General features: G+C 45.0%; 18 protein-coding genes. 11 read left to right on the top strand and 7 right to left on the bottom strand.

What is annotated here, in order from left to right:
- Nucleotides 1-18 precede the first annotated feature (18 nt).
- From FNE76_RS01390 to FNE76_RS01370, 6 genes are all read left to right on the top strand, one after another.
- Nucleotides 19-1386: a site-specific DNA-methyltransferase gene (locus FNE76_RS01390; protein ID WP_120947760.1), complete on the top strand. Its 1368-nt coding sequence runs from the start codon at nt 19-21 to the stop codon at nt 1384-1386.
- The gene (locus tag FNE76_RS08395) at nt 1319-1951 is read left to right on the top strand and encodes a hypothetical protein (RefSeq protein ID WP_162983055.1); all 633 of its coding nucleotides are present in this window, start codon (nt 1319-1321) and stop codon (nt 1949-1951) included. The genes FNE76_RS01390 and FNE76_RS08395 overlap by 68 nt, the downstream gene beginning before the upstream one ends.
- Nucleotides 1938-4754 (top strand): type III restriction-modification system endonuclease, encoded by a 2817-nt coding sequence (locus FNE76_RS01380; RefSeq protein ID WP_120947764.1) that lies wholly within the window; start codon nt 1938-1940, stop codon nt 4752-4754. Before FNE76_RS08395 ends, FNE76_RS01380 begins: the two co-directional genes overlap by 14 nt.
- Before the next feature lie 341 nt (nt 4755-5095).
- Entirely contained in the window at nt 5096-5899 is an 804-nt protein-coding gene (locus tag FNE76_RS01375) for a DNA-methyltransferase (RefSeq protein WP_143928348.1), read from the top strand.
- Entirely contained in the window at nt 5883-6014 is a 132-nt protein-coding gene (locus tag FNE76_RS08765; RefSeq protein ID WP_162983050.1) for a hypothetical protein, read from the top strand. The genes FNE76_RS01375 and FNE76_RS08765 overlap by 17 nt, the downstream gene beginning before the upstream one ends.
- A gap of 49 nt (nt 6015-6063) precedes the next feature.
- Nucleotides 6064-6321 carry an endonuclease VII domain-containing protein gene (locus tag FNE76_RS01370; protein WP_235852345.1) on the top strand — a complete coding sequence of 86 codons (258 nt, stop codon included), beginning with the start codon at nt 6064-6066 and terminating at the stop codon, nt 6319-6321.
- Nucleotides 6322-6573: 252 nt separating this feature from the next.
- Here the strand turns inward: FNE76_RS01370 and FNE76_RS01365 are convergent, their stop codons facing one another.
- The 7 genes from FNE76_RS01365 to FNE76_RS01335 all read right to left on the bottom strand — a co-directional run bounded on the left by FNE76_RS01365 (nt 6574) and on the right by FNE76_RS01335 (nt 15061).
- A complete protein-coding gene (locus FNE76_RS01365; RefSeq protein WP_143928347.1) occupies nt 6574-7974 on the bottom strand; it encodes a tetratricopeptide repeat protein in 1401 nt (466 codons plus the stop codon).
- 38 nt (nt 7975-8012) lie between these two features.
- Complete coding sequence (gene carB, locus FNE76_RS01360; protein ID WP_407925303.1) at nt 8013-11264, bottom strand: carbamoyl-phosphate synthase large subunit; 3252 nt, start codon at nt 11262-11264, stop codon at nt 8013-8015.
- 89 nt (nt 11265-11353) lie between these two features.
- Nucleotides 11354-12136 (bottom strand): SMODS domain-containing nucleotidyltransferase, encoded by a 783-nt coding sequence (locus FNE76_RS01355; protein ID WP_120947772.1) that lies wholly within the window; start codon nt 12134-12136, stop codon nt 11354-11356.
- A gap of 2 nt (nt 12137-12138) precedes the next feature.
- A complete protein-coding gene (locus FNE76_RS01350) occupies nt 12139-12627 on the bottom strand; it encodes an SLATT domain-containing protein (RefSeq protein ID WP_162983051.1) in 489 nt (162 codons plus the stop codon).
- Between the two features lie 83 nt (nt 12628-12710).
- Nucleotides 12711-13670 carry a BspA family leucine-rich repeat surface protein gene (locus FNE76_RS01345; protein ID WP_120947775.1) on the bottom strand — a complete coding sequence of 320 codons (960 nt, stop codon included), beginning with the start codon at nt 13668-13670 and terminating at the stop codon, nt 12711-12713.
- Nucleotides 13671-13719: 49 nt separating this feature from the next.
- Entirely contained in the window at nt 13720-14274 is a 555-nt protein-coding gene (locus tag FNE76_RS01340; RefSeq protein ID WP_120947776.1) for a restriction endonuclease subunit S, read from the bottom strand.
- Nucleotides 14275-14431: 157 nt separating this feature from the next.
- Nucleotides 14432-15061 (bottom strand): restriction endonuclease subunit S, encoded by a 630-nt coding sequence (locus FNE76_RS01335; protein WP_143928345.1) that lies wholly within the window; start codon nt 15059-15061, stop codon nt 14432-14434.
- Nucleotides 15062-15092: 31 nt separating this feature from the next.
- Here FNE76_RS01335 and FNE76_RS01330 point away from each other — a divergent pair, with 31 nt between their 5' ends.
- The 5 genes from FNE76_RS01330 (at nt 15093) to FNE76_RS01310 (ending at nt 21389) form a co-directional block, all read left to right on the top strand.
- A complete protein-coding gene (locus FNE76_RS01330; protein WP_143928344.1) occupies nt 15093-15746 on the top strand; it encodes a restriction endonuclease subunit S in 654 nt (217 codons plus the stop codon).
- Nucleotides 15747-15844: 98 nt separating this feature from the next.
- A complete protein-coding gene (locus tag FNE76_RS01325; protein WP_120948322.1) occupies nt 15845-17449 on the top strand; it encodes an inorganic phosphate transporter in 1605 nt (534 codons plus the stop codon).
- An 81-nt stretch (nt 17450-17530) separates the two neighbouring features.
- A complete protein-coding gene (locus FNE76_RS01320) occupies nt 17531-18829 on the top strand; it encodes a hemolysin family protein (protein WP_185962957.1) in 1299 nt (432 codons plus the stop codon).
- Nucleotides 18830-18831: 2 nt separating this feature from the next.
- Nucleotides 18832-20385, top strand: a complete 1554-nt coding sequence (locus FNE76_RS01315; RefSeq protein WP_235852259.1) for a TolC family protein — start codon at nt 18832-18834, stop codon at nt 20383-20385.
- A gap of 8 nt (nt 20386-20393) precedes the next feature.
- Nucleotides 20394-21389, top strand: coding sequence for an HlyD family secretion protein (locus FNE76_RS01310; protein WP_120948320.1), 996 nt, complete (start codon nt 20394-20396; stop codon nt 21387-21389).
- Nucleotides 21390-21398 lie beyond the last annotated feature (9 nt).

Here is a 21398-nt window from a genome sequence, read left to right as displayed (position 1 = left end):
CTGTGGCTAGGGTGGTGCATGCGGAGCGAATGTATTTTTGATAACGCCCCACAGGGGGCACAAGATTCTAAACTAGAGGGTTTAAAGAAATTATACCCGGCTTGTTTTGATCAAGAAGGCAAGTTGGTTTTAGAGAGATTGGAGGCGGTGTTAAAAAAGGAGGGGAGTTTTTCTAGTGAGAGTTATAACTTACAATGGCTGGGCAAGGCATATGCGAGGATGTTAGCTGAAGAGAGGCCTTTAAGTGTGCTAGAGATTGAGAGCAACCCGCCTAGCCAAAATGTGCTCATCAAGGGGGATAATTTAGAAGCCCTAAAGCACTTACAACATGCCTACTATGAAAAAATCAAACTCATTTACATTGACCCGCCCTACAACACGGGCAACGATGCCTTCATCTACCAAGACAAGCGCAACTTCACCCCCCAAGACTTGGGCGCAAAGGCGGGGATGAGTGAAGGGGAAGCTAGGCGGGTGTTAGACTTTATCGCTAAAGGGGCAAACACCCACTCCGCATGGCTGACCTTCATGTTCCCGCGTTTGGTGCTTGCGCGCCATTTGCTAAGAGAGGATGGGGCGATTTTCATCAGCATTGATGACAACGAGCAAGCCCCGCTTAAATTACTTTGTGATGAGATTTTTGGGGAAAGTAACTTTGTGGCTAACTTGGTGTGGCAAAAAAAGACAGGGTCAGCAGACGCTACAAATATTGCCACAATTACAGAATATGTTTTATGTTACGCCAAAAATCAAAACGATTTGCAATTTAACAAAAACACACAAGCCCACGATGAAAACCGCTACAGATACAGCGATGAGTTTGAAAGCACAAGGGGCAAATACTACCTTGATAACCTAGATAGGGGAACACTTGGGGGGCATGCAAGCTTAGATTACCCGATTACATGCCCAGATGGCTCAATCATTCACCCAAATGGGCGTAGCGAAGCCTTTAACGATGGGTGGCGGTGGAAATGGGGAAAAGAAAAATTTAAGTGGGGCTTAGAAAATGGCTTTATCGATTTTCGCAAGTCCAAAAACGGGCAATGGAAGGTGTGCTACAAAATTTACATGCATGTTGATAATGAAGGCAATCCCATTAAGCGGGCGACCCCCTTTAAAAATCTCTTAACCGAAGTGATGAATAACCACGCCACGCAGGAAATCCAAGCCCTTTTTGGCTTAAAAATCTTTGACACCCCCAAACCCACCGCCTTAATCCAAAAAATCCTACAAATCGCCACCACAGGGGGGGGGGGAGAACCCCGAGATTGTCCTAGACTTCTTTGCAGGCTCTGGCACAACAGGGCATGCGGTGATGGCACAAAACTTAGCCGATGGGGGCAAGCGGCAATTTATTTTAATCCAACTAGAAGAGGCAATTGATCCTAAGAAAAACAAAAGTGCCTATGATTTTTGCAAAGAAACATTGCATAGCAACGCGCCTAATATCTTTGAGATCACTCAAGAACGCCTCAGGCGCGCCAAAGCCCAGCTAGAATTAGAACACCCCCATCACTCTAGCGATTTAGACTTTAAAGTCTTTAGCTTGCACCCAGTAGGCCCACGCCTAGAAGACATAGAAAAATGCAATGGCCAAGCCTTAGAGTTGCATAGCTACAGCCCAACAAGCATTTTAAACACTTGGAAAGTCTATGATGGCAAGCTTTTAAGCCAAGACTTTGAGATGATCCAGCTAGGTAACTACCAAGGCCACTATTGCCAAGACAAATTGTATTTGATCCATGCGGGCTTTGATAGCAACGCCCTAAGCACCCTTTTGGAAAAACTAGATTTAGATCCCCACTTTAAACCCAGTGTGGTGGTGGTGTGTGGAGAAAACTTCACAAGTGGCATGCAAAGAGCCCTTTATGAAAATCTAAAGAACTTGCGCAATCAAAAATCTTTAGAGGTTAAAACTCTCATCAGGTACATGAATGCTAGACTTTAATTACGAAAATTTGGAACACCAAGTCAAGGCGGTTGAATCTGTTTTAAGGGTGTTTAAGGATTTTAGCACATGTCCAAGCCGTGGGGGGGCAAATCCTAAGCTTGTCTTTGATTCAAAGCTCTTTGAAAAGAATTTAGAGGCCATCCACCAACAAAACAATCTCGATCACACCCAATACACCCACCTAGACAGCAATATCTTAGACATTTCTATGGAGACGGGCACGGGCAAAACTTACACCTACACCAAATTAATGTTAGAATTGCACCGACACTTACAACAATCTAAGTTCATCGTGATTGTGCCCTCTCTGGCGATCAAGGCGGGGGCGGTGAAATTCTTAAAAGCAGAGGCCACAAGGACACATTTTAGAGATCTTTACCAACAAGAACTAGGCGTGCATGTGGTGTCTAGCACGCCCAAAAAGGACATCTTCCCCCCAGCTATTGCTAATTTTGTCAAAGCCCCTCTGAACCCTAACAAAATAGACATTCTCATGATCAATCAGGGCATGCTGAATGCGCCTAGCTTAGATAAAGCCTATGATCAATGCTTATTTGAACACCTTGATCGCCCCTTTGAGGCACTAAAGGCGGTATGTCCGCTCATCATCATTGATGAACCCCACCGCTTTAAAAAGGATCAAAAGAGTTTTAAAAACATTAAAAAAATTGAGGCCCCTTGGGTGTTTCGCTTTGGGGCGACCTTTGAGGGGAGAGAAGAAAATTTAATCTACCGCCTAAGTGCACTAGAAGCCTTTAACCAAAACTTAGTTAAGGGCGTGCAAGTTTTTACCCATGGGCTAGGGCAACACGCCGCTCCCGTGCAACTTGTGGGTGCTAATGGCTATGAAGCGCGCTTTAAACAGGGCGATCAAAGCTTTAGCATGGGGGTGGGGGAGAGTTTGAGCAAAATCCATGCGGATTTAAACTTAACCCTAGAGAAAATCTCTAAAAAAAGCGTGTTAATCTCTAATGGTTTGGAACTCAAAATTCATGATAGCATCCACCCAGCGCGTTACCACACGAGCTTAAGGGAGCAAATGATCGATCAAGCATTGGAGGAGCACTTTAAGTTAGAGCGCAAGCTTTTAAGCCGTGTGGATAAAATCAAGCCCTTACTCTTGTTTTTCATCGATGACATTGCGGGCTACCGGGAAGGGGGGTTTAAAGAGAGTTTTAACGCGCTTGTCAAGCACAAACTAGAAAAACTTTTAAGCGATGAGGAAACTAGAGAGGATCGCAATGACTTTTATGTAGGCTATCTCAAAAAATCCCTAGCAGACATTGAGAGCACCCATGGAGGGTATTTTGCTAGGGATAATTTTAGCAGTGATGAAAAGATCGAGGCACAGATTCAAGAAATTTTACACGATAAAGAGAGATTATTAGACTTAGAGAATCCACGCCGTTTTATCTTTTCACAATGGACCTTAAAAGAGGGCTGGGATAATCCTAATGTCTTTGGGATTTGCAAATTGCGCGCGAGTGGGAGCGAAACTTCTAAATTGCAAGAAGTGGGGCGGGGCTTGAGGCTACCTGTGAATGAATACGGCGCGCGAATCAAAGAGGAAGCCTTTTATTTGAATTACTTTGTGGATTTTAGCGAAAAGGACTTTGTTGCCAAACTGACTTCTGAGATCAATTCTGGTGTGGGCATGTTGGGCGATCCTAAAAAGTTAAGTGAGGAGATGATTGAGAGCGTTTGTGGGGGCTACTCTTTGGGTGTAGTAGAGCTTTTAACAACGCTAGAGGAGGCTGGAATCATCAACCGGGCTAATGAATTTAAAGAAGGGGGATTTGAGAAACTTAAGGCCATGTATCCTGATGTCTTTAACAAACTGAGGGCGGGTAAAATCAAGCACGCTAAGGACAAACCAAAGCTAGCGCATATCCGTAAAGACAAGTATCCCCAAATTAAACAGCTTTGGGAACAACTCAACCAAAAGGCGATCTTGCAATATGTGGGTGATGAAGAGGCTTTTTGTGTGCTATTGAAGGACTTTTTAAAGGCGTATAAAAGCCACTTTAAAGCCCCTTTAATGGGGACAAAAAAACAGATTTTACATGTAAAGAGCACGGGGGCGCATTACCAAAGTGAGGAATTAAGCCACCAAGCACCCTTACAAAATTCTATGCCCTATGGGGAGTTTTTAATGCAACTTGCCCTAGAAACCCATGCCCAAGTAGAGACCTTGCATAAGGCTTTTAGTGATCTGCAAGATGAGTTAGACATCAATTTATATTTAAATCCGACCACAATCCGCCTCATTAAGGCTGGTTTGACTAAATACCTCTTAGATCACGGCCTAAAAGGAGGTGGGGGCTTTCACATTACCTATCAAAAAATCCAGCATAGCCCACACCCTAGTGCTTTTACAAACATGCATGGCCAAGTTCTGGAGGCAATCGATCCGGGTAACTTGGGCGTGCAAACAGAAACTTTAAGCCCGGCGCAAAACTATCTCTTTGAGGAGGTCTATTACGATTCAACACTGGAAAAAGAAAATATTTTACATGGCTTTGAAGAGGTGCTTGTCTTTAGCAAAATCCCTAAAAATTCTTTAAAAATCCCGCTGAGCGGTGGGGGGACTTATAGTCCTGACTTTGCCTATGTCTTAAAAGAGGGCTCATCTTTGGTGGTTGAGGTGAAGGGCAAGCAAGAGCGGGACTTGATGGCCGATGAAACCCAAAAGATCGCCCATGCCAAAGAGTTTTTTAAAACCCTTAGCGGGGGCACAATCACATTTGTCTTGCAGGATCAACAAACAACGCTTAGGGAGTTGATTACACAGATCAATTGACATACTCTCCCATAACTAAAGTTAGGGGATTCTAACTTTAGTGGAGATCGCGGCTTCAAGCAGGACAGCTCCGTTTGGAGTCTTACGTTCCCTATTCCAAAGGTTGATGCCCCAACCCCAAGGGTATTACCCCTTGATTGCACAAATATTAGCACAGCCATGCTGGTGCTAGCCTTATATCCCCATAGCTAAAGCTAGGGGCTTTACGGCGTGGCTGGTAAGCCAAGTCACTCTAAAGGCAGTAGAAAGGTGCTTGAAGTTGGCATTGTCTTAGCTTAGGGGTATTTATCCTAACTATGCCTAGTGCGTGTATGATGCCCTAGATGATGTAAGGGAATATTATGTGTAGTGATTTTTTCAATCGGCTGTATGCTGGTGATGCGGTGGCGTTTTTACAAAGCCATGTGCCTAGTGATAGTGTGGATATGGTTTTGACTTCTCCGCCCTATGATGATTTGCGTAACTACAATGGCTATTCATTCGAGTTTGAAAAAATCGCCCATGAAATTTTTAGAGTCCTGAAAAAAGGCGGCGTGGCTGTGTGGGTGGTGGGCGATAAAATTAGAAATGGCAACAGAAGCCTTACCAGCTTTAAGCACGCCCTTTACTTCCAAGAAATCGGGTTTAATGTGCATGACGTGATGATCTATGCCAAAAAAAACACGCCTTTTATGCGCTCGAATGCCTATACCAATAGCTATGAATATATGTTTATTTTTTCTAAAGGCAAGCCCAAGACCTTTAACCCGCTTAAAGAGGCGACTGCAAGGCATGGGGCGGAAATGTTAGTGGCGAACAAAAAGGCCGATGGCAAGAACTACAAAGTCCTCAGAGAATTAAAAAAGGAAAAAACGCGCACCAACATTTGGTTCTACGCTGTGGGTTTAGGGGGCACGACCAACGACAAAGAAGCCTTCAAGCACCCCGCCACTTACCCAGAACAACTCGCCCAAGATCATATCTTATCGTGGAGCAATGAAGGGGATATTGTGCTCGATCCCATGTGTGGGAGTGGTACCACTTGCAAGATGGCGTTTTTAAATAAAAGAAATTTCATTGGCATTGACATTAGCCAAGAATATATAGATATAGCTCAAAAACGCTTGGATAGATATATGGGAATTTTTAGTGAATATTCAAAATAATAGCTTTGTGATCGCCACAAAATCCTTAGGCCATGTCTTAAAAAACTCTGTGGGGGTGGTTAGGGCACTCAATGGAAAATGTGCTTTAGTGTTGTTTAACAGATGCCAAAGGTAACAAAACAACAAGACCAAGTTGCAGAGAGTGCCGTAAAAACATTGATGGCATGAAACTCTTGCCTGCAGAAAAAGCCAAAATGGACGCAAAAGCCCCACCTAAAGGGAGTGTCTTTGTCTGCCCGATTTGCGACAAAAGGAGCATTGTTGGGGTTAGCGCGCAATTAGTAAGAGATCACGACCACCAAACGGGCAAGGGCAGAGAGTGGATATGCGATAGTTGTAACACGGGGCTAGGCAGATTTAAGGACAATCCAAAATTCTTAAAAAAAGTGATCGAATATCTTAAAAGGTATAAAGGTGGTTAATTTCAAAAATCCTTAAAGCTCATTGCTCTTTTTTACTAACCTCCACCTGCGTTTTAGCACGCCCTATAGTGTGTTAAAAAGATAGCCTGCTCAACAAAGATTTAAAGTTTTTCAAAAGAGAAATAGACTCATGGGTCTTACCACACAGCCCATCGAGTTCAAGACTGACACGATGAGATCGCTAATATATCCCTACTTTCAGCCTACTCATCAACCGCTAAATCCAACTTAACCTTAAAGTCTATTTAGAGCTTACATAAAAATTTTACATAATGTCTTCCCCAACTCCACAATTCCTCCAGCGATCACCATTTCAGCTATTCTACCAATAGATTCCATGTATGACCCAGAAAAAACAAACCACTTAAGCTCTTTTTGGGGTGTCTTGTCTATTCTTGCACACAAGTCTAAATTGTATTTTGCTTCCATCACTCCCATATCTACAGCCTTCTTAAAATATTCAAAAGCTTTTTCATCATCTTGGGGTGTGCCACAACCACGAGCATACATAGCTCCTAAGTCATTGTGAGCACGCGCATTTCCGCTATCCGCCGCTTTCTTAAAATATTCAAAAGCTTTTTCATCATCTTGGGGTGTGCCAATGCCATCTCTATACATGCGCCCTAAGTTGTAGCAAGCATTGGGTTCTCCAACTTTTGTGGCTTCTTGAAAATACGCAAAGGCCTTTTGGACATTTTTAACAACTCCACTACCATCTTCATACATGCAACCTAGGTTATTGTAAGCACTGGCATCCCCCATATCCGCTGCCTTTTGGTAGTATGCAAAGGCTTGCTGATTGTCTTTTGAAACACCTCTACCATTACGATACATATGCCCCAAATTATTATAAGCAGGTGCAATTCCTAGATCAGCAGCTTTTTGATAGCACTCCAAAGCTTTTTGGTAGTCTCGAGCAACTCCGCTGCCATCTTCATACATGCAACCTAGGTTATTGTAAGCACTGGCATCCCCCATATCCGCCGCCTTTTGGTAGTACGCAAAGGCTTGCTGATTGTCTTTTGAAACACATTTTCCTTGATAGTAGATAAAACCTAAGTGGTTATAGGCTTCAACATTCCCTAAATCTACAGATTTGTGATAGCACTCCAAAGCTTTTTGGTAGTCTTTAACAGTGCCTTGACCATAGTAGCACATAAACCCCAAGTTATTATAACCTTTACTATCACCCATATCCGCCGCATTTTTGAAATGCTCTAAAGCTTTTTTGTAGTCCTTGTAGGCCCCCAGTCCATTGTAATACATAAAGCCTAAATTAATGTGAGCCCAAGCATTCTTTGCCCCCTTCACATCCACCGCTCTTTGGAAGTATTCCAAGGCTTTAGAGTGATCCTGTTCAACACCCTGACCATTAAAATACAAGTCCCCCAAGTTGTTGTATGCCATAGTGCGGACTCCAGCATTTCCAGTATCCGCTGCCTTTTGGAAATATTCAACGGCTTTATTATAGTCTTGAATAGTGTCTTGATCACTGCAATACATAACCCCTAAATTATAATAAGCCTCGGGAATTTTCATATCTGCCGCTTTTTGGAGACATTTTAGAGCTTTGGTGTAATCTTGATTGCGATGAGTCTCTAAAGCAATGGAAAAGTACTCTATCCAAGAATTATTTTCATCGACTCTTGCCATCTTGCTCCCTTATTTTAAATTAAAACAACACCATCTATTTAGTTGGCCGTGCTTGATTGTGTATTCTGCAATTCTTGCAAACTCACGGGGGGGTTGTGCTTGAATTTGGAATATTCAAGAAGGCTTAAAAGCACCTTTTCGACCGCTTTAAGCGTGGTGAAATAGGAGATTTTGTTTTTGAGCACTTGCATGCGGATGATCTTAGAGTCCTCGCTCACCCGGTCGCTGGTGTTGATCGCCATGTCGATCTCGTGGTTTAGCATAAAATCCGAGATATTAGGCCGCCCTTCAGAGATTTTCAGCACCTGCACGCTCTCTAAGCCCTCAGCCTGCAAGGCTTTATGCGTGCCGGTGGTGGCGTAAAGCTTAAAGCCCAAACTGGCAAAGGCGCGCATTAAAGGCATCGCCCTTTGCTTGTCGGCATCTTTGAGCGACACAAAGACATGCCCGCTGTGCTTGATCGGGTTGTTACACGCAAGCTGGGATTTATAAAAGGCTTCGGCTAAAGTGTAGCCCACGCCCGCCACCTCGCCCGTGCTTTTCATCTCAGGCCCTAGCACCAAATCCGCCCCATAGAGTTTATTAAAGGGGAAGACGCTCTCTTTGACAAAGACATAGTTTAAAGGCTTGGCTAAAAATAACCCCCCGCCTTTATTTTCTAGCCCCTTCATCTCCTCTAATTTCTGCCCCACCATCACCCCAATCGCCATCGCCGCAATGTCTAACCCCAAAGCCTTAGACACAAAGGGCACGGTGCGCGAACAGCGGGGGTTGATCTCTAGCACAAAGAGTTGGTTATTCTTATAGGCAAATTGGATATTCACGAGCCCCAATACTTGTAAGCCCAAAGCGATTTTTTGCGTTTGGCTATAAACCTCCTCTAAAACCTGCGGGCTTAGGCTTGGGGGGATAAAGCAAGTGCTATCGCCTGAGTGAATCCCGGCCGGCTCAATATGCTCTAGCACGCTGCACACAAAGACACTTTGTTGGTCGCAAATGGCATCCACATCTAACTCTAGCGCGTCCTCTAAAAAGCTATCCATCAGTAGGCTAGTTTCAAAGCTGTAGTGTTCTATGTAGTCTAAACACTCCTCTTTGGTGCGTAAAATCCGCATTTTTGCCCCCCCTAGCACAAAACTTGGGCGTAAGATGAGGGGCAGCTCTAGCTGGTCTAAACACTCTAGGGCTTGCTCCTTTGAGTTGGCGCATAAGCCCTTGGGGTAGGCAATGTTTAGGCGGTCTAAAAGTCTATGGCATAAATCCCGCTCCTCGGCAATTTCAATGTTTTTAAAGGCGGTGCCTAGCAAGGGGATATTTAGGGCTTCTAAGTCTTTGGCAATTTTCAGAGGCGTTTGCCCCCCAAAGCCCACCACCACGCCCATTAAATGCGCCCTCTCTCTTGCCACAATCTCTAGGACATGCTCTAAAGTGATGGGCTCAAAGTAGAGTGTGTCGCTGGTGTCATGGTCGGTGCTGATCGTCTCGGGGTTGTTGTTGATGATGATAGGGCTTAGTCCCATTTTTTTAAGCGCAAGGCTAGTGTGCGTCAAGGCGTAGTCAAACTCCATGCCCACCCCGATTTTATTGGCACTCGAGCCGATTAAAATCACTTTTTGGCGGGTGGATTTGGGGGGGTTGTTGTGGCTAGGGAAGGCGGGGGCGTAGGTGCTGTATAGGTAGGGCGTGGGGCTTTTAAATTCATTCGCGCTCAAATCCACTTGATACATTTTAGGGTGCAAGTCTAGGGTATCTCTGGCCTCCCTCACCTCTGACTCGCTCACGCTTAAAAAGCTGGCAATGAGTGAATCGCTTAAGCCCATGCTCTTAAGCCTAAATAGGGCGTTTTTGTCGCTAAGTAAAGTTTTATCCGCATCTTTAAGCTCTAGCAAGGCTTGCACGATTTCGGCTATCTCGTTTAAAAAGTAGGGATCGATATAGCATAAATCATGCACCTCATCTACGCTTAAGTTTTGGGCGAAGGCGTGCATGGCGTAAAGTAGGCGTTTAGGATTGGGGCGGCGCAGTTCTTTTTTCAAAAATGCCAAATCTAGGGGGCTTTCTAAAAAGGCGTGCAGATTTTTTAAGAGATAATCACTTTCTAGGGCTTTCATCAAACTCTCTTTAAAGCTCCCCCCAATCCCCATCACCTCCCCAATGCTTTTCATAGAAGTGCCTAAAGTGCTATCCACTTGGGGGAATTTCTCAAAGTCAAAATGCGGGATTTTGGTGATGATGTAATCTAGTGTGGGCTCAAAACAAGTCGTGCTCTGGGTGATGTCATTTTGAATCTCTTCTAAAGTGTGCCCCAAAGCTAAAAGCGTGGCAACTTTGGCGATGGGAAAGAGCGTGGCTTTGCTAGCAAGGGCAGAACTACGACTAACTCTAGGGTTCATTTCAATGACTAATAAACGCCGATCTTTAATGGCAAATTGCACATTCGCCCCCCCCGTATCCACCCCAACCGCCCTAAGCACGGCAAAGCTGGCATCGCGCATGCGTTGGTATTCTTTATCTGTCAAGGTGAGAGCGGGGGCAATGGTGATGCTATCGCCTGTGTGGATGCCCATCGGATCGACATTTTCAATACAGCACACGATCACGCAATTATCCTTGCAATCGCGCACCACCTCCATTTCAAACTCTTTACAGCCTAATAAACTCTCTTCAATCAAAATCTCACTAATGGGCGAGGCTTCTAGGGCGAATTTGGCTAAGTCCCTAAACTCCTCAATGTTAAAGGCAACGCTGCTCCCCTCCCCTCCCAAAGTAAAACTAGAGCGGATAATGCAAGGAAAGCCCACTTCTTTAACCACACTTAAGGCCTCCTCCTCGCTGTAGGCATACCCCCCCTTGGGTAAATCTAGCCCGATGTTTAGCATGCACTCCTTAAACGCGCGCCGATCTTCTGCCTTTAAAATGCTCTCAATCTTCGCGCCTAAGAGTTTGACATGTTTTAGCGCCCCCTCAAAATGCCCCTGCTGGTGCAACTCCACCATGATATTTAACGCCGTCTGCCCCCCCATTGTGGGTAAAATCGCCTCTATGCCCTCAATTTCGACGATTTTGAGTACATTTTGCGTGTTAATGGGCTCAATATAAGTTTTATAGGCTAGGGCTTTGTCTGTGTTGATGGTGATGGGGTTGGAGTTTAAAAGCACCACTTCATAGCCTAAGCTTTTAAGCGTTTTAAGGGCAATGCTAGAAGAGTAGTCAAACTCGCACGCCTGCCCTATGACAATGGGACCTGAACCAATGAGTAGAATTTTCTTAAAGTTTTGCATAAGGGGGATTATAGCAAAAGTTGGGGCTTAGGGTTTTTAGTGATAGCGTTTGAGGTAGATGATCCGCTAATCTCAAAAAACCTTTTCTGTGTTGCCTCCTACTCAAAAAGGTCTTTCAGATACTCTTCTTGATCGTGTCTTTTTGCTTTTTGTGCCCGTTCTTGCAAACGCTCGATTTTTTTGCGTTCAGATTGTGGTAGTGAATCCAGCTTAATGGGCAAGTACTCACAAAAACTATAAAAATACTGCGCCAGATTACCCCAAAAGCATTGTTCCACAATCCACTTTTCCAGTTCATAAGAATCATAAATACGACCCTGTTTGACATTCCAAATTTTAGCCACCCTAACCAAGCGTCTTAGGGTTTGTTGGTTACTAAGCACTCCATCTAGATCATTTGGATTTGTGTATCGCCAACTGCTATACTCCCTATCCTTACCGGGATCAGGTATTTTGTAGCATTCGCTAGACATCTTTAATGCTGGCACTAAATCAAATTTAATGTGGTTTAACTCCAATACGACTGCAGGATAGCTTTGGCGACTAATTGATCTTGGGTATTTCGATTCCGCAAAATCTTTAAGGTAGTTTAAATAAGTTTTTGGCTTTGGATTGTCCCGATCGTGTGGGTCACCCTCAAATACAACCATCAAATCAACATCTGAATTATCATCAAATTTTCGCGGAATGATGGTCCCCCTCTTGTAAGAACCAAAGATAAAACATTCCCGGAATGTATCGCTATATTTGTCTTTGTATTCCTTAAAATAACTTTTCAAGAGAGTAACTATATTGCTAATAGAAGTTTGAATTCTAGCTTTCTCATCCCCTCCCACAATCGCCCTCTTAGCCAAATCTTCCAAATAGCTATTGACACCCATGCTTACTCCTTATCTACCTGGTATATATGGGATTCTCTTTGTATTTGTCTCCCTGCAAGCCAATACCCAAGCCACGAGATGGGTAAGGACTCTTTATTAAGCACGCTTTTTTCAAAATTTAATCTTTTAAGATATTCAATCTGTTTCTCTATATCCATATTCTTAGATCCAAGTTCTGCGAAAACTCTTGCCTTATCCCTAAGAGCTAGGTATTGGTTGCCACAACGAGAGTGGGCAAGATGCTTTTCCTGTGTCCTTAAAAAGATTAAAAACACTGTTAAAGATCCGGAGATAATAGAAAGTACACTAAGCCATATTTTGTCAAGATTGCCAAATGTGAAAGTTAAGGTGATGCAAAGAGACACACTGGACAATAACATTAAAGCATACTCAGCATATCTCCACATCATGGCACTCTCCAAGTGCCCTTTGGCAGAGAAACTCACATCCTCATCAATTCGCTTAAGTTCTTTGCGGATATTTTCTAACATATTCTGTTCCTTACACCCCCTTGCACACCTACACTTCGGACAACTTAACATGGTAACTCCGCCTAATAATACTCAAAGACCTTTTAGGCGCGATACCAAATGGGGAGTCTAGTGAGGCTGTTTTTGCCAAAAAACATATATTCTGTGTTTGTTGTGCTGGATACATTCCAATTATCTAAAGGTTGGCTAAAAGAAAAGCTGTGAGCAAACATGCTACCCATAGTTCTCACATTAGATACATCCCAGCTGTTTAGCGGTTGGTTAAAGGCTTTGCAACCAAAAAACATTTTTTCCATATTTGTTACCCTAGACACATTCCAATCATTGAGCGGTTGATTAAAATTATCACAACCCAAAAACATACCCCTCATGTTCGTTACTTTGGATACATCCCAATGATTAAGAGGCTGGTTGAAGTTTCTGCAGGAATCAAGCATTTTTTCCATATTTGTTACTTGAGAAACATCCCAAGTTTCTAATCCCTCATAACTTTCTCTGTGAGAATGTTGAAACACTTCGCTTAGATCTGTCAGCCCCCCAATATCAATCTCGCCTAAATGCACGCTTTCATCGGCGACAAGGGCTTTTAGCTCCTCCTTGCTTTGGGGGCAATATTTTTTAGCCATCGCTTTGGGTGTGGCTTTGGGGCTAGTGGGGGCGTTTAGGCTGGGGTGTGCCTTTAGGCCAGTCAGCACGCCCTCTAAATCCAGCACGCCCTGCTCCAAGCTGGCTAAAGCCTCCAAAACCTCCTTAGCACTGCTAGCACTCTCTAAGCTAGCTAGGGGTGTGGCAGTTTTAGACTTAACGCGTTTCAAGCTGATTAAAATTTGTTCTAACTGGGTATCGTCCTCTAGGCTGGCGTAGTGCGTGTCTAGGGCTTGGTTTAAATGCGCTAAAGCCTCTGCTAACGCGCTAAATTTGGCGTGCAATTCTTGAGCCTCTGCTTGCACATCTAGCCCCTCTTCTAACACACTTTTACTCAAACGGCATGCGCGTTTGGTGGTTTTGATCTCTTGTTCTAATTTTGCTAATGCCTCTTGCATGGGACTCCTTTATTGAAAGTTTTGCATGGGGGGATTATAGCAGGCATGGCTATAGACTCAGATATTTTTTTAGGAGTACTTCTTGTTGTCCCTCCAAAGACTTTATAGTATTTTCTAGGGTGGTGCGCTCTTGCTCGATCCTAGCGATCACGCCCACGATGTGCTCTTGCGCTTGCAGAGGTGGGAGGGGGATTTTAAGGGCTTTAAAGTCCTCTGTATTGAGGCTTGGGTAAGAGGCTTTAGGCATGCGCTCCTGCATTTGGCGCATTAAGTCCGCTGAAAACATAAACAAAAGGTAGAGAAATTTAGAATTCAGACTCTCTTTGCCCTGCAAAATGGCAAAGCCCGTAGAAAATAGGGTATTTGGCATGCTTTCCTCAATATAGGTAAAACCTTTAAGATAGGGGCGCACACTGGATATAACCACGCTATCACTAGGGGCTAGACGGCGCGCCCTTGTGGGGAGTTGGTTGCCCGCTATAGGGGGGTTTAGGCGGATGTTACCCGTGCCATTTTCCACGCAATCAATATCGATGTAGCGGTAGGCTTGGCTCTCAGGGCTAGGGTTGTGGCTGTGTTGGTTGAGGGCACAATGCGCCCCCAATTTGACAAAATCCCACCCTTGAGCTGGGGGTGTGGGTAGATTGTCTAAAAGCGTGGCTAGGGAGGGTTTTAGCCCTGCTTTTTCTAGGGCGTGGGTGAGGAGGGTAAGGTAAGCTCTCTTTAGGGCTTTGGCGCGCTCTAAATCCTCTAAGATTGCTTTAAGTTTTTGCGATCTCTCTCTCTCTCTCTCTCTCTCTCTCTCTCTCTTTGCCTAAAAACTCTTGTAAGATTTCTTGCTCTTTGCCTTGTAGGGTGGCGATCTCTGCATCTAGGCGGGCGATTTCTTGCTCGATTTGGGTCAATACGCTGATGATTTGTTCTTGTGTCTCTAGGGGTGGGAGGGGGATTTGATAATCTAGGACACTGCCCTTATCTCCTCTTGGCATTTTTAGCCCTTTAGTGTGTCGCATTTCATACTCAAAAAAGCCATCATCGCTTAAAAGATAATATAAAAATCTTGGGGCAAGGGTTTTAACATCTTTGGGGCGAAGCACGATAACATCGTTATTTGTGCCTCCGTTGGTATCGGCAAACCAAATCTTTTTAAGATAGGGTCTAATGTTGCTAATGAGTATGTCATTTGGCATATAGGCGTTTGTAGTCCCGCCTTTTTCTAGGATAAAAGAAGCGTCTATTTTGCCTTTTTTGTCTTGCAACAAGTTATCAACGCCCACATAGTTGCTGGGGGTGAGTAGGTCGGTAGAAATTCTATCTTGGGGGTAAAAGGCGACATCCTTTAAGCGTTTTGCCTTCCACCCCCCCACTGGCGGGCTAGGCAAGTTTTGCACTAGATTTTTTAGCTCCTCTAGCTTGGGGTCTATGGGCGTGGGGTTTGTTAGCTCTAGGTTAAGGCGCTCTAGGTTTTCTAGGATTTTAAGGGCACTTTCTACCCCCCCCCCCCCCCGGGGGGGGGGGGGGGGGGGCCGGAGCCTTGAGAGCCTTCAGTGGCAAGAATTTAGCTTTGACGAGGTGTTTATTTATGAAAGGGGGAGGCGTTATAAAAGAGGGGATCACACCAGCGGAGAGATCGCCTATATCTCCTCAAGTGCCTTGAATAATGGCGTGGATGGGTTTGTCAGCCCGCCAAGCTACATGAAAATCCACCAAAACAAAATCACCTTAGCCAATAGCGGGAGTGTGGGCAGTTGCTTTTACCACCCCTACCCTTTTGTCGCCTCCGATCATTGTATGGTGGTGTGGCTCAAAGAGAGAGAATTAAACCGCCATTTAGCCCTATTTTGCACCACAATTTTACGCCACAGCGTGCAACACAAATATGGCTTTAATCGCGAGATCAACCGCGAACGACTCTTAGAAGAAAAATTTAGCCTGCCCGTCCATGCAAATGGCACCATCGCTTACGATCTCATGGAGAATTTCATCAAAGCCCTAGAAAAACAGCAGATAGAAAGAGTTATGGCGTTGTGGGATCGCAAGTTGGGGGCGTATGAGGGGGTGGGGCGGGGGCTTTAGGGCGTGGGTGGTAACCAAGTGCTTTGAGCGTAGCGTATTGTCTTTAAGCATTTCTTAGAGAATTTTATATTAAAGTCCTGCCCATATGAGAGCTTCACATGAAATCTAAAACAAGCAGTTCGTTCCAAAAGACTTTCAAAGAACTCCAGCGGGACAATGTCAAAATCACGCTTGCCATCGTGTTTGTCGTGGTCATTGCGGGTATGGCACTCTTTTGGGGGGATGTGAGTTTCCATTTGCCCCTATTGGTTTTAGCCACGGTGGTGGGGGGGTATATGGCGATGAATATCGGGGCTAATGATGTGGCTAACAATGTGGGTCCCTTGGTGGGCTCGCAAGCGATCACTTTGGGCATGGCGATTTTAATCGCGGCTATTTGTGAGGTGTTGGGGGCGGTGTTGGCTGGATCGGAGGTGGTACAAAGCATTAAGGGCAAGATCATCAATCCCGCCCACATCGAGAGTAGTGCTGTCTTTGTGGGGGTGATGTTTGCGGCTTTGCTGTCTGGGGCTTTGTGGTTGCACTTGGCTACGGCGATTGGCGCGCCGGTTTCCACCACGCATTCAATTGTGGGGGGGGTTTTGGGTGCGGGCTTGATGGCTGGGGGTGTGGGGGCTGTGGAATGGCACTTTTTGGGGGGCATTGTGGCTAGTTGGGTGATCTCGCCTTTAATGGGCGGGGGGATTGCCATGGGACTCTTGGTGCTCATCAAAAGCGTTTTGAGTGATCGGGAGGATAAAAAGCAAGCTGCCCTAAAGAGTATGCCCTTGATGATTGGGGTGATGGGGTTTGCCTTTGGCTGGTACATGCTAGCTAAGGTGTTGCACAAGCACATCCCTTTAGCCAACTGGGAGGAGTTGCTCTTAAGCGTGGTGTTAGGGGGTATCCTCTACCACAGCTTTAAGGTTTATATTCTTAAAAAGCTCCCCAGTTTGCAAAACACAAAAGAGAGTGTGCATGCCCTCTTTACACTCCCCTTGATTTTTGGGGCAGCCCTGCTGAGTTTTGCGCATGGGGCTAATGATGTGGCTAATGCCGTTGGTCCTCTAGCAGCCATTGTGCAAAGTTTGCGTGAATGGGGCAATCCTACTCCTAGCACCGCTTATGCGCCCTTGTGGATCATGTCCATTGGGGGGTTTGGGATTGCCCTAGGACTTAGTCTCTATGGTCCCAAGTTGATTAAAACCGTGGGGAGTGAGATCACCGAATTAGATAAAATGCAAGCCTTTTGCATCGCCATGGCAACGGTGATCACGGTGTTGCTGGCTTCAAAACTAGGTTTGCCCGTGAGTTCCACGCATATTACGATTGGGGCGGTCTTTGGGGTGGGGTTTTTGCGGGAGTTCTTGCAAAAACGCCTCTTTGAGATGAAACAGATGATTTTAGATGCCCACTATGGCGAAAATACAGAGGTGATCAAGAATTTTTTGGATCGCTTTGAGCGGGCTAACCCCAAGCAAAAAAAAGAGATGTTGGCTTATTTAAAGACTCTCCAAAAAGAAAACAACACCTTAGAATATGCGGTGGGCTTGAGTAAGAAAGAGCGCAAACGCTTGAAAAAAGCCTATAAAAGCGAGTTGGTCAAACGTTCGGTGATCAAAAAAATCATCACCGCTTGGGTGATAACCGTCCCTGTATCGGCTTTTTTGGGTGCGGGGGGGTATTATCTGATCGATGTGTTTAGCCTTGTGGAACGCTTATAAAGCGTGGTTATTTAAAATAGACTATAGTAACACGGATGAAAATTTGAAGGAGAGTGATTGGATTTTTATGAGCCGATTTTAATGTCCGCTCTTGCATTCCTCTTGGTTTTACTCAATGCCTTTTTTGTGCTCTCTGAGTTTGCCATTGTCAAGGTTAGACGTTCTAAATTAGAAGAGTTGAGTTTGCAAAACGATCAAAATGCCATTTTAGCCCTTAAAATCAACGCCTCGATCAACACTTATTTGAGCGCGACCCAGCTAGGCATCACACTAGCTTCTTTGGGGTTGGGTTGGCTAGGTGAGCCTGCTATTGCGCATTTTATCACGATCTTTTTGCAAAAATGGTTGCACTTGGACAATATCCATGCTCTAGCGCATGGCATTAGCGTAGTGATTGCCTTTAGCCTCATCACTCTATTGCATGTGATTTTGGGGGAGATTGTGCCTAAGTCCATCGCGATTGTGCATGCTGAAAAAGTGGTGCTTTGGGTGGCTAGACCCTTGCATGCCTTTTGGCTGATCTCCTATCCCGTTGTCAATCTTTTTGATTTTTTAGCTAGAATCGTGCTCAAAATCTTTAGAATCGAACTCCAGCATGACAGTGCACACTCTGAAGAGGAGTTAAAGATCATTGTGGGGGAAAGTTTGCGCGGAGGGGTGATTGACTATGTGGAAGAGGAGATTATCAAAAATGCGGTGGATTTTTCGGATACGAGTGCTAAAGAGATCATGACACCCAGAAACGACATGGTTTGTTTGGATATGCGTAATTCCTATGAGGATAATATCCAAATCATTTTGAAAAACTCCTACACCCGCTACCCATGCTGTGAGGGGAGCAAGGACAATATCTTGGGGCTGGTGCATATTAGAGATGTGCTCTCCACCTCTTTATTGGAGAATACCAACCTCTCTAGCACCCAAAACCTGAGAAAAATCCTCAAAGAGATGTTGATTGTGCCTGAGAGCGCGTCTATCTCCCAAATCCTCATCAAAATGAACAAACAGCAGATACATACCGCTTTGGTGGTGGATGAATACGGGGGCACTTCGGGTTTATTAACTATTGATGACATTATTGAGGAAATCATGGGCGATCTTTACGATCGGCACGACTTGAAACGCGAGGGGATCAAACAGCTAGATGAGAACACTTTTGAGTGCAATGGCATGGTGGATTTGGAAAGTGTTGAGGAGGTTTTAGGGGTCAAATTCGATCAAGATTATGAGCAAGTTACCTTGGGGGGGTATGTTTTTAGTCTCTTGGAGCGGCTACCCGAAGTGGGCGATGTGGTGGGCGATGCGCATTGTATTTTTGAAGTGCTGGACATGGATAAGGCGCGGATTAAAAAGCTTAAATTGATGAAGAAAGATATTTAGAGATGGCACAAAATCAAGTGTTAAGATGGGCGTTATTAATGGGGTTTTTGGGGGATTTAGCCTTGAGCGACCCTTTGGAGCCCACAGATTTTAATATCCTGCAAGCCCTCAAGGCTTCTCCCAAGATTTTTTCAACCCACCCTTCGCCCATCTCGCTCAAGCAAGCATGGGATATGGTGCTCTCCAACTATGAGGGCATTAAAGCCCAAGACTATGCCCAAAAAAAGGCCAAGAAACTCAGCACAGCGGCCAAACTCTCTTTTTTGCCCGAAATTGACTTGAGTGCCTTTTATGTGCATTTGGGTAAGCCCATTGAGCTCCAGCCCTTTAGTGCTAGCAAGCGTGCCCAAATTCAAGAGGGTGCAAGGGGTTTGGAAAACTCCCTAAAAGCCCCTCTAGCCCATATGCCCCCCCCTTTGAATGGGTTAGGGAATGTCATAGGGGGTGCGGTTGCACAGGGGACTTCGGGTTTAATGGGTCTTTTAAGCGAGCCTTTTTTGTTTTCTAAACAAAATGTGGTCATGGGGGCATTGAGCATTATTTACCCACTCTACATGGGCGGGGCACGTTTTTATATGAGCAAGTTAGCCTCTCTAGCCCATAAAGATTCCATGGAGGTTTCACGGCTCAAAAGACTCTCTACCTTCCAAGAGCTAGTGAAAATTTATTATGGTTTGGTGCTCAATATTGAGGTTTTAGAGGTGCTTAAGGGGGTGGAGGAGGGGCATTTAAAGCATTATCAAAATGCACTCAAACGCCAAAAAGCGGGGCAAATCGCGCGGGTAGAGGTGCTGAGTGCCTCTGTGGCTTATGAAAAAAGCAAGATCAAGACCATGCAGGCTAGAGACTCACTAGAAGTTGCCACCCTAGCTTTCAACACCATTTTATCCAGTGCCAACATGCCCGCCTCTAAGCTCCACTTTGCTCCCACAGCCCATCTGCACTTACGCGCTAAAGCCCTACCCAATGTGGATTTTTTTATCCAAGAGACTTTGAGCTCTTATCCAGCGTTAAAAAGTCTAGCCATCAAACAAAAAAGTGCTAGAGAGATGACAAAATTACAAATCTCTAAATTTCTGCCCCATTTTAACTTCTTTGGGGCGTATGTGATGAAACAAAATAATTCCCCACTCACCAATATGGTTCCCGAATGGTTTGTGGGCGTGGGGGCAAAACTGCCCATTTTGACCCCGGGGGGGCGTGTGATGCACTACCAAGCGGCTAAAATTGATGAGTTGCAAGTGAGTGCGCTACAAAGCCAAGCTAAAAAAGATATGGAGTTGTTGGTGCACAAAACTTATTTGCAATGCCAAGCCTCTTTGAAGGAATACCAAAGCCTGAACGCTAGCGTGGAGTTAGCTAAAGAAAATCTCAAGCTCCAAGAAGAGGCATTTAACCAAGGCTTGAGCACCAATGCCTTAGTTGTGGATGCGCGCAACTCGCTAGCCGGAATCTTGGTGGAGCAAAAAACCAGCGCGTTTAAATACATCAGTTCCCTAGTGGATTTGATGGTTTTAAGTGATCGCATCGATTCATTCTATGATTTTGTTTATTAGGAGAGGGCATGCCCAAGACTAAAACTACTAATCTTTTGGTTATGATTGTCCTTTTAGCCCTAGCAATCTTAGGCTGGCTGGGGTATTTGTATTACCAAGCTTACAACCACAAAATGCAACGCTTACAAGGCTTTATTGAGGCTAGAGAGTATAGCGTGAGTTCCAAGTTGGCTGGGCGCGTGGAAAATGTGTTGGTCAAAAAGGGGGATATTGTCAAAAAAGGGGCTTTAATGTTTGTGATCAATAGCCCCGAGGCTGAGGCCAAACTTTTACAAGCCAAATCCAGTCACAAGGCCGCACGGGCACTAAAAGATGAGGTGCTTAAAGGGACTCGCTCCCAAACCATCAAGAGTGCTAAAGATGTGTATCAAGCCGCTAAGGCCCAAAGCGATCTAGCCCAAGAAACTTATAAGCGCATCCAAGACCTCTACGATCAGGGGGTTACTAGCTTGCAAAAACGCGATGAAGCCTATGCGGCTTTTCAGAGTGCGACCTTTAATAAAAATGCGGCTTACCAACAATACAAGCTCGCCCTAGAGGGGGCTAGCTCAGAGACCAAAATTGCCGCCCAAGCCAAAGAGAGTGCTGCTTTAGGACAACTTAATGAAGTGCAAGCCTTTTTGCACGATAAAAATGCTTATAGCCCCATAGATGGGGAAGTGAGCAATGTTTTGTTGTATAGCGGGGAGTTAAGCCCCAAGGGCTTCCCGGTGGTCTTGGTTACGGACACTGCGCATGCGTGGCTGAATTTGAGTGTGCCAGAAAAATACTTGCAACAATTTAGCATCGGTTCTAGCTTTAAGGGCTATGTGCCCGCTTTGCAAAAAGAATTGGAATTTAAAGTAACCCATGTGGCTGTGATGGGGGATTTTGCTACATGGAAGAGCACAAGTTCGAGTAAGAGTTATGACATGAAGAGCTTTAGCATTGAGGCGACCCCCTTAAGCCAAATGCAAGATTTGCGGGTGGGCATGAGCGTCCTAGTGGATATCCCCAAACCTTGAGGTTTAGCG

Origin of the sequence: Helicobacter mehlei (genome assembly GCF_007280785.1) — a bacterium.
Taxonomy (GTDB): domain Bacteria; phylum Campylobacterota; class Campylobacteria; order Campylobacterales; family Helicobacteraceae; genus Helicobacter; species Helicobacter mehlei.
The sequence above is the reverse complement of the archived record's forward strand: the minus strand, read 5'-3'. Positions and strand labels throughout refer to the sequence as shown.